This is a genomic window from Flavonifractor sp. An9, assembly GCF_002161245.1.
Lineage (GTDB): Bacteria > Bacillota > Clostridia > Oscillospirales > Oscillospiraceae > Flavonifractor > Flavonifractor avicola.
In genome coordinates this window covers 1-9,969 of the sequence record NZ_NFHC01000043.1, presented here as the reverse complement: position 1 = coordinate 9,969, position 9,969 = coordinate 1, and the positions used below count along the sequence as shown (strand labels likewise).

The window sequence follows — 9,969 nt, the reverse complement described above, 5'->3', positions numbered from 1 at the left end:
GCGCCGTAGCCGCCGCCACGGACGATCACCGGGATGACGGTGTAGGTCCGCCCGTTTTCCTCCAGCGTCTTGCGGGCAAAGGAGAAAGCCACCTTGTTGTCGGCCCAGACGGGCCAGGCCATGGAGGACGGGGAGTATCCCATCCGGTTCCGCTCCGACGCGGTGTATGGGTCTTTGACCTATGACTTCTACTATAGCGAGGACTTTTTCACTCACCCGGCCACCGAGTACGACCATGAGCTGGCCAAGACCACCCTGGGGCTGGTGATGGCGGGCTTCTCCACCACCTCCAGCGACAGATACTACAACACCGACGGGGATGTGGGCCGGGAGGACCATATTCGCCAGGCCTATGAGACTCTGGGCTTTGACGGGGCGGCCTTTTACAACTACGACGTGGCCCTGGACTGCACCGACAACAAGGTGGCTTTCTCCTTTGCCCGCAAGACGCTGGAGGAAAACGGGCGGACCTACACCGTCATCCCGGTGATCGTCCGTGGCGGCGGCTACGGCGCCGAGTGGGCCAGCAACTTCTACGTCAACGATGACTCGGCCCATGCCGGTTTCCGCCGTGCGGCCGAGGGGGTATACGATGCCCTGGAGGAGTACGTGGAGGAAGCAGAGGCCGGCGGCGCCCAGCTGGGTACCATCAAGCTGTGGATCGGCGGCTTCAGCCGGGGCGCGGCGGTGGCCAACCTGCTGGCGGCCAAGGTGTGCAATGACTTCTCCCGGGTGGATGAGAGCAATGTGTACGCCTACACCTTCGCCACCCCCCACGCGGTGACCGGCATGGAGGAGGGCGGCGTCAGCTGGGACTATAACAACAACTATACCGCCGCGCTCATCCCAAAGCAGGAGTATGAGGAGAGCTGCATCCACAATATCATTTACAGCGGCGACGTGGTGCCCCGGGTGCCCCTGAACGACTGGGGCTACCAACGAAACGGCAATGATCTGTTCCTGCCTGTAACCCGGGTCTCGTCGGAGGTTGGGGGTCTGGGCGCCGCCTATAAGGAGATCACCAGGCAGAATATCAACTTTAAGAAGCTGGCCGGTTCGGGCAAGATTCTGGAACTGGAGAATGCCCTGGCCTCCATCGCCAAGGACGCCGCTTACTACGAAAAGCACTATCAGGAAGCCATCATGGATATCTTCCAGTATCTCTACATGGTGCCCAACCGCTCGGTGGTCAGCGAGTCGAAGGATAACCTGGACGAGATTGCCCGGCAGATTGCTTCCCTGGACCACATCTCCGCCAGCCCTGAGGAAGTGGCCTCCAAATGGGATGCCGCCCAGGCCATCTCCGATGTGGTGTACCTGGCCAAGGAAATCCAGGTACCGGTGCCTCTGATTTTGATCGGCATGATCCATGGGCTGGGTCCCGATGTGCTGGGGATACTGTTCCAGTACGCTGTCGGGGTATTCCCGGACAACCTGTTGTCAGATGATTTTTCCGAAGTGGCCATGGGTCATCATCCGGAGGTCTATCTGGCATTGATGGAGTACTATGACTACCAGGACGAAAACGACTACTCCATGCGGCCTGTTACCAATACCGAGACCAGCAACTGGCTGGATTCGCTGATGCCCGACGTGGCCAGAGGCATCTACTACAACAGCGCCGTCACCTGGGCGGTGAGCAACGGCGTCACCACCGGCACCACAGCCACCACCTTCTCTCCCGACCGGGCCTGTACCCGGGCCGAGGTGGTCACCTTCCTGTGGCGGGCCTACGGCTCGCCCATGGTGGAGGATGACGGCGTGCCCTTCCGGGATGTAAGCTCTGACGCCTTCTACTATGATGCGGTGCGCTGGGCGGTGGAGAGCGGCATTACCAGCGGCTCTTCGGCCACCACCTTCTCCCCCAATGCCGTGTGCACCCGGGCCCAGGTGGTTACCTTCCTGTGGCGGGCCCACGCCGACCAGCCCAAACTCTCCGGCAGTACCGTGTTCCGGGATGTGAAGAGCAGCGACTACTACTGGTATCCGGTGCGGTGGGCTGCGTCCAACGACGTCACCACCGGTACCTCCTCCACCACCTTCTCCCCCGACCTGCCCTGCACCCGGGCCCAGGTGGTCACCTTCCTCTACCGGGACCAGCGGCTGTAATAAAGCTTAAATGGCAAACAGAGGCCGGCTGCAAAGCAGCCGGCCTCTGTTGTGTATTTGCAAGGGTGTTACCGGGGGTTCTTGATGGCGGCCTGAGCAGCGGCCAGACGGGCGATGGGCACACGGAAGGGGGAGCAGGACACATAGTCCAGGCCCACCTTGTGGCAGAACTCCACAGAGGTGGGGTCGCCGCCGTGCTCGCCGCAGATGCCCATATGGATGTCGGGACGGGTCTGATGGCCCAGCTGGACGGCCATGGCCACCAGCTTGCCCACGCCGTTCTGATCCAGGTGGGCGAAGGGATCGGACTCGTAGATCTTCTTGTCGTAGTAGTAGCTCAGGAACTTGCCGGCGTCGTCGCGGGAGAAGCCGAAGGTCATCTGAGTCAGGTCGTTGGTACCGAAGGAGAAGAACTGGGCCTCCTTGGCGATCTCGTCGGCGGTGAGGGCGGCACGGGGGATCTCGATCATGGTGCCAACCTCATACTTCATGTCGATACCGGCGGCGGCAATGATGGCGTCGGCGGTCTTGACCACCACGTCCTTGACGTACTTGAGCTCCTTGACCTCGCCCACCAGGGGGATCATGATCTCGGGCACCATGGTCCAGTCGGGGTGCTTTTTCTGGACGTTGATGGCGGCGTTGATGACGGCGGTGGTCTGCATGGCGGCGATCTCGGGATAGGAGACGGCCAAACGGCAGCCGCGGTGACCCATCATGGGGTTGAACTCATGCAGGGAGTCGATGACGTTGTGGAGCTTCTCCAGAGGGATGTTCATCTCCTTGGAAATCTCCACGATGTCCTCCTCCTTGGTGGGGAGGAACTCATGCAGCGGGGGATCCAGGAAGCGGATGACCACGGGATGACCCTGCATGGCCTCATAGATGCCCTCGAAGTCGCCCTGCTGATAGGGCATGATCTTGGCCAGAGCCTTCTCACGGTCGGCCACGTTGTCGGAGACGATCATCTCACGGATGGCCTTGATGCGCTCGCCCTCGAAGAACATATGCTCGGTGCGGCACAGGCCGATGCCCTGCGCGCCGAAGGCGTAGCCCTGAGCGGCGTCACGGGGATTGTCGGCGTTGGTGTACACCTTCAGCTGACGGTACTTGTCGGCCCAGCCCATCAGGCGGCCAAAGTAGCCGGAGCCGGGATCGGCGGGCACAGTGGCGATGGCCTCGCCGTAGATGTTGCCGGTGGAGCCGTCCAGGGAGATCCAGTCGCCCTCATGGTAGTCCTTGCCGGCCAGGGTAAACTTCTTGTTCTCGTAGTCCACCACGATGTCGCCGCAGCCGGACACGCAGCAGGTGCCCATACCGCGGGCCACCACGGCGGCGTGGGAGGTCATGCCGCCGCGGACGGTGAGGATACCCTGGGAGACCTGCATACCCTCGATGTCCTCGGGGGAGGTCTCAAGACGGACCAGGATGACCTTCTCGCCACGGGCGTGCCACTCCTTGGAGTCCTCGGCGGTAAAGACCACGCGGCCGCAGGCGGCGCCGGGAGAGGCGGCCAGGCCCTTGCCCACTGCCTGGGCCTTCTTCAGGGCCTCGGGATCAAAGGTGGGGTGCAGCAGGGCGTCCAGCTGCTTGGGATCGACGCGGCACACGGCCTCCTTCTCGTTGATCATGCCCTCGTCCACCAGATCCACAGCCACCTTCAGGGCGGCGGCGGCGGTGCGCTTGCCGTTGCGGGTCTGGAGCATATAGAGCTTGCCGTTCTCAATGGTAAACTCCATATCCTGCATATCCTTGTAGTGTTGCTCCAGGCGGTTGGCGATGTCGGCGAACTGCTCGTAGACCGCGGGCATCTCCTCGTGGAGCTTGGAGATGGGAGAGGGGGTACGTACGCCGGCCACCACGTCCTCGCCCTGGGCGTTGATGAGGTACTCGCCGAAGAGGGCCTTCTCACCAGTGGCGGGGTTGCGGGTGAAGGCCACGCCGGTGCCGGAGTTGTCGCCGGAGTTGCCGAACACCATGGACTGCACGTTGACGGCGGTGCCCCAGTCGTAGGGGATCTCGTTCATGCGGCGGTACACGTTGGCACGGGGGTTGTCCCAGGAGCGGAACACGGCCTTGACGGCTTCCATCAGCTGGACCTTGGGGTCCTGGGGGAAGTCCTCGCCCTTTTCCTTCTTATAGAACTCCTTGAAGAGGACCACCAGGTGCTTCATGTCGTCGGTGTCCAGCTCCACGTCCTGCTTGACGCCCTTCTTGGCCTTGACCTCGTCGATGATCTCCTCAAAGCGCTTCTTGGACAGCTCCATGACCACGTCGGAGAACATCTGAATGAACCGGCGGTAGGAGTCGTAGGCGAAACGGGGGTTGTTGGTGAACTTGGCCAGGCCTTCCACCACCACGTCGTTGAGGCCCAGGTTGAGGATGGTGTCCATCATACCGGGCATGGAGGCCCGGGCGCCGGAGCGGACGGAAACCAGCAGGGGGTTCTCGGGGTCGGCAAACTTCTTGCCGCAGATCTCCTCCATCTTGCCCAGGTACTCGTAGATCTGGGCCTGAATGTCCTCGTTGATCTGACGACCGTCATTATAGTACTGGGTGCAGGCCTCGGTGGTCACGGTAAAGCCCTGAGGTACCGGCATACCCAGATTGGTCATTTCGGCCAGATTGGCGCCCTTGCCTCCCAGCAGCTCACGCATAGAGCCGTTGCCTTCGGAGAACAAGTAGACGTACTTGTGAGAATTGCCCATTTTCACATTCCTCCTAAGTTTGCCCCGCCTGGGGCGGGACGGTTCACTGGGTCATATTATACCATTTTGACAAACAAATGCAAGGGCTGGACGGGTTTATGTGCCATTTTTCACCAAACTGTACAGTATGAAAATAATTTTCATATTTTGGGGGCTCCGGCATGATCTGTCATGAAATTGTAACCCGATTGGGCTTGACAAAAGGAGGTTACAGTTGTACCCTAAAGCTGAAAGGTACAACTGTAACCGGAAGGAGGAGACGCCATGGGTGCCGCAGAAGAGAAGATCACCGAGGCGGAGCTGGAGGTGATGGAGGTGCTGTGGGACGCTGGGGAGGCGGTGACTCTGGGTCAGGTCAAGGAGGCCCTGGCAGACAGGAACGGGGAGACGGTCAAGACCCTGCTGCGGCGGCTGTGCGCCAAGGGTGCGGCGGCCCAGGAGAAGCGGCAGGTCTACTATTACCGGCCTCTGGTGAGCCGGGAGGAGCTGGGCTGCTACCGCACCCGCAAGCTTATTGACAAGCTGTACGCCGGGTCGGCCCGGCAGATGGTGGCCGCCCTGGTGGAGCACGATCAGCTGTCCGGGGATGACATCGCGGAGTTAAAAGCCCTGCTGGACAGCCTGGACGGAGAAGGAGGGAGCTGACGTGACACCCTTTCTGTATACCCTGCTGAAGCTGAGCGTGCTGGGGTCGCTGCTCACCGGCCTGCTGCTGTTGGTTCGGCCCCTCATCAAAAGCAAGGCGGCGGTTTACTACCTGTGGCTGCTGGTGCTGGTGCGCCTGGTTTTGCCGGTGGGGGTGACCCTTCCGCTGCCTGCTCTGCCGGAGCAGGGGACCTACCAGGCCCACACCCAGACGGAAGTTTCCCTCAGCGGTCAGACCGACCCGGTCCAGATCCAGGGTCAAACAGGGGAACCGACAGGCCCGGCCATGCCTGAAAATCCTGGCGCGCCGGAGCAGCCTGCCGCTCCGGTGGCAGACTGGAAGGGAGTGCTCACCGCCCCTGAACTGTGGTTCGGCCTGTGGGCCGCAGGGGCAGGCCTGTGGCTGGGGCGGTATGTGTGGGGCTACCGGCGCTTTGCCGCCCTGGTGCACGCCTCCGCCCGACCTGCCGGTCAAGGAGCCCAAAATGTGCTGGCTGCCCTGGACCCGGGCGGGCGCACTGTGGTGCCGGAGTGTATCCATGTCCATACCCCCATGCTGCTGGGGGCGATCCATCCCGCCATTGTGCTGCCTGTGGGGGTGGAAAACGACCGGCTGGCGGATATCCTGTCCCACGAGCTGACCCATGCCCGGCGGCACGATCTGCTCTATAAATGGCTGGCGGCGGCGGTGACCAGCCTCCACTGGTTCAATCCCCTGATGGTGGTGGTGCGGCGGGAAATCTCCCGCTCCTGCGAGCTCTCCTGTGACGAGGCGGTGACCAGAACCATGGACGGCCCCGCCCGGAAGCACTACGGGGAGACTCTGCTGGTGCTGGCCGCCCGGCCCCCCAGAGGCATGGGGGTGCTGGCCACCACCCTGTGCGAGGAAAAGGCCCGGCTGAAAGAAAGGCTGGTGTCCATCATGAAAGGAAAGCGGCAGGGACCGGCCGCCCTGGCGGCTACCCTGGCTCTGACCATCGCTTTGACCGGCTGCGCCGCCATCAGCGGGGCGGCCCCCAGCCCCAGCTCCAGCCCGGAGCCTACCCCCGACCTGAGCGCACTGCTGGAGAACCCGGTGTTGTACGACCTGGACTACGACCTCCAGCTGGCCATTCCCAGCGACCTGGACGGCAAGCTGCTGGTGGAGCTGCCCGAGGAGGGAGAGGACTTCCTGGTATCCATAAATGCCAAACGAGACTACGAGCTGCCGGAGACCGGCTATGACATGGGATGGATCTGCGACCTGGTCCGGTGGGACCAGGTCCAGTATGAGCAATATCTCAGCTCCGATGGCAGCGGGGTAGAGCCCATTGCCCGCAAAGATGGGTACTATTATCTGTGGGTCAGACCCACCGATGTGCAGTTTATTTCTCCAGACGGTGAGTATGAGCAACAGGATGAGGAATATGCCCTCTGGGATGAACTCAACCGCCGCATCCCGGAAGAGGTAGCGGGGGACTTCCGTGCCCGCAACGGCCTGGAAGCTTACGACGACAGTATGTACTTCCACGACGGCTATGTGTGGGAGAGCGACCACCGCTACGTCTACTTCCGCACGGAAAACTGGGGCGAGTCCATTACCCTGCTCCTCTCCCAGCCCATCAAACAGGGGGAGGGCGGCATCTGGTGCGTGGAGGGCTGGGTGGACAACAACTATGGTACCCGCTATCTGGTGCTCCCCCGGGATACCGGCACCACGGCGGCGGACTACTACACCCAGCTCCAGCAGCAGGCGGACGGAGGCCGTGAAGCCGGTCTGCTGGACCCCCTCTCCGCCGCCAAGGAATGGCTGAGCGAGCAGGGCTACAACGTGGGCGCCGGCTATGTGGAGCTGGTGGAGGGGGACCCGGCCTGGAATATCTACAGCCGGGAGATGGAGCCCATCCTGGCCGGCAGCAGCCCTGCCCGGACCCTGACCTATGAAAACGGACAGGAGACGGATGTGGAGACCTGCGGCGTCATCGACAGCAGCATCCAGCTGTGGGTGCGGGTGTGGGTGAAGGCCCAGGCCCCTGCCGCCCTCAACGGCAAGGCGGTGACCTGCACCGATCAAAACGGAGACAGTCTCATCTTCCTGGAGGAGGGCGGACTGGTGGGCATCGTCCGGGACGGGGAGACCAGCTGGTATGCCTATGCCTACGACTACGACGCCCCCAGCCCCTATGAGACCATGTACAGCGCCTGCCAGGACTGGCTGGCCATGAAAAATCCGCTGCCCTCCCACAATTACTCCCCGGAGGAGTATGACCGGGCCTATGAGACGGTGGTACAAAGCTTTGAGACCGGGATGGCGGGGTGTACCCTGGAAAGTTCGTACTATGATCCCCAGCAGTCTTATGCGGTGGCGGCGGACTATCTCCACACCGACGACCCGGAGCGGATCAACAATGTAATCGTCTTCTTTGTAAGCTTTACCACCGACGGCAACCAGCCGGTGCTGGACCCCAACACCACCTACACCGACTATAAGTTCATCCTCCAGCGGGAGGATAAAGATTCGCCCTGGGTAGTCATCGACGGAGGGTATTGAGAAGAGGAACCAACAAGACAAAAAGATCCCCTGCCAGCTGGCAGGGGATCTTTTTGTCTTAATATTTGTTGACCATTCCCGAGATCAGGGGGGTGGGCACCAGCCACATGATGAGGAACACCAGCAGGTTGGAGGCCGACAGGGAGGCGTAGGCTCCCACAAAGGTGAGGTAGAAGGCCAGAATCAGGCCTACCACCGCCCCCAGGCTGGCCAGCACCGCCGAGGTGCGGACGGCCCGACGGAGCCGGGCGGCGCCTACCACCGCCTCGGAGTAGGGCCCGATGCCCTCCCGGCAGAGGACGGCGGTGAGAATGTCGCTGTGGAGCTGGTCCTCGTCGGACAGCTCTACCCGTCGCTCTGCGGCAGGGTATTCCATCCGGTCCACCGGCAGCTTGAATCGCTGGCGGAGCATGGCGGGGGTCAGGTTGAAGTCCCGGGTAGCCATTACCGGAGACACCCGGTTGCGGATCAGGCTGGTGAGGGCCGGGTCCACGGTGCCGTGGAGGGTGTAGTTCAGGGCGAAGATGCCCGCCAACTCCCCGTCAATGGCACAGAATACGGCGTTTTTCACATGAAGCCCCGGAGGCAGGGCAATCTCCATCAGCCGCATGAAGTCGGCGGAGCCCACCAGTACCTGTTCGTTGCGGATGACGCCGGACAGGCCGCCCTCATAACAGAAGAAGTTGGATACCCGGCGGTAAATGGCCCCCTGGGCCCGGAGCAGGTCGTGGAAGGGTTTGTCCAGGCCGCAGCCCGATTCCCGGATGAGGGTGGCGGTATCGGCCACCACCTTTTCTGCCGGGAAGTCGCCGAAGATCTTGATGCCGTTGAGGGAGACACAGCCCGGGGGGAACAGGTCGGAGTCGGTGACCAGAATGCCGCTGCCGCCGGTGGCGGTGACGCCGTCCCAACCGGCGATGGCGGCCCCCGATTTGCTCAGCCGCTGGCACAGGGTAAGCCAGGGCTGCCCGAAGCACAGGGCCCCCGACAGGGAGGCGGAGGCGGTGAGGGTGGCGGACAGGCACCACAGCAGCCGCTCCGGCGCGCCCCGGCCAATGGAGGCCACGATGCTCAGCAGCATACTGGCGATAAACAGCAGGGGGCAGATCCGCCGGAAAATACGCTGGGCGCCGTCGCTGGCCTGCATCTGCCGGCCAAAGCCTACCGGATCGCCCGACCACTTGGCGTAGGTGTCCCGGCCGTTCCACTTGCCCTCATCCAGGGTGACCAGATAGGGGTGAGAGGCCGCCGCCGCCGTCTTACAGGCCAGCCGCAGGCCCCGGCGCTTTCGGTAGGTGCCCCGCAGCAGCAGGGAAATGCCCAGCACAATGGCGGCGCAGTAGGGCATCTGGCCCTCCCGGGGGTCCAGCTTGAACATGGTAAGGGCGTCGGCCAGGGTGGCGGCGGAGGCAAAGAGCAGCAGGGTGTCCATGCCGAACTCCAGCCGCAGCAGGCCGAACAGACCCCGGAAGAGGACATCCAGCCCCAGCAGCATGGCCAGCACCTGGACCCCGGCCAGGGCCAGCACCCGCAGCTCAGGCGTAAGGGCCTGGGGATGGGGAAAGACCTCCAGGGTCAGATAGAGGGCGGGCAGGAACAGCAGGAGGACCAGGGTGGCCCTCAGCCGCATCCCCTTGAGGCCCTTGCCGTACCGTTTGGCCAGATCCGCCGGGGGCAGATCGGGGGCGGGAGGGGGCTCCTTCCGAGGCTTGCGCTCCCGGCGGCGGGGGGAGGGCTCCTCCTCCTCGTCGGTGCCGGGGATGAATTCCTCGGCCCGGCGTACCGCCGTGTCGTCCTCCATGCCCTCCTCTTCAAACATATGCTCGGCGTAGTCATCCGCCTTTTTCAGCAGGCGGTTGATGCCCTGAGTCAGGGGGCTTTCCTCCGGCCCGGCGGCCTCCTCCGGAAAGTCCAGCACATTGTCCTCCGCAGGTGGGGCTTTGGAGGGCTTCCGGGGTGGGGGTTCCTGCTTGGGCG

5 protein-coding genes are annotated in these 9,969 nt (G+C 62.9%); 3 read left to right on the top strand and 2 right to left on the bottom strand.

The genetic code is table 11. The annotated features are described in order from the left end of the window. Positions 1-93 precede the first annotated feature (93 nt). The gene (locus B5G40_RS16220) at positions 94-2,109 is read left to right on the top strand and encodes an S-layer homology domain-containing protein (protein WP_143383448.1); all 2,016 of its coding nucleotides are present in this window, start codon (positions 94-96) and stop codon (positions 2,107-2,109) included. A gap of 68 nt (positions 2,110-2,177) precedes the next feature. Here B5G40_RS16220 and ppdK read toward each other — a convergent pair whose 3' ends face one another. Continuing rightward, positions 2,178-4,817, bottom strand: a complete 2,640-nt coding sequence (gene ppdK, locus B5G40_RS16215) for a pyruvate, phosphate dikinase (protein ID WP_087400670.1) — start codon at positions 4,815-4,817, stop codon at positions 2,178-2,180. Positions 4,818-5,081: 264 nt separating this feature from the next. Between ppdK and B5G40_RS16210 the strand changes: the two genes are divergently transcribed. Both B5G40_RS16210 and B5G40_RS16205 read left to right on the top strand, forming a co-directional pair. Further along, the gene (locus tag B5G40_RS16210) at positions 5,082-5,462 is read left to right on the top strand and encodes a BlaI/MecI/CopY family transcriptional regulator (protein WP_087400668.1); all 381 of its coding nucleotides are present in this window, start codon (positions 5,082-5,084) and stop codon (positions 5,460-5,462) included. 1 nt (position 5,463) lies between these two features. Further along, positions 5,464-7,992 carry a M56 family metallopeptidase gene (locus B5G40_RS16205; protein WP_087400666.1) on the top strand — a complete coding sequence of 843 codons (2,529 nt, stop codon included), beginning with the start codon at positions 5,464-5,466 and terminating at the stop codon, positions 7,990-7,992. 58 nt (positions 7,993-8,050) lie between these two features. Here B5G40_RS16205 and B5G40_RS16200 read toward each other — a convergent pair. After that, positions 8,051-9,969 (bottom strand): hypothetical protein (locus B5G40_RS16200; protein ID WP_143383447.1); only part of this gene is annotated, 1,919 nt, incomplete at its 5' end.

Excerpts from the sequence above, each read along its gene's own strand:
- ppdK (WP_087400670.1), bottom strand. The coding sequence starts at position 4,817 with ATGGGCAATTCTCACAAGTACGTCTACTTGTTCTCCGAAGGCAACGGC.
- B5G40_RS16210 (WP_087400668.1), top strand. The coding sequence starts at position 5,082 with ATGGGTGCCGCAGAAGAGAAGATCACCGAGGCGGAGCTGGAGGTGATG.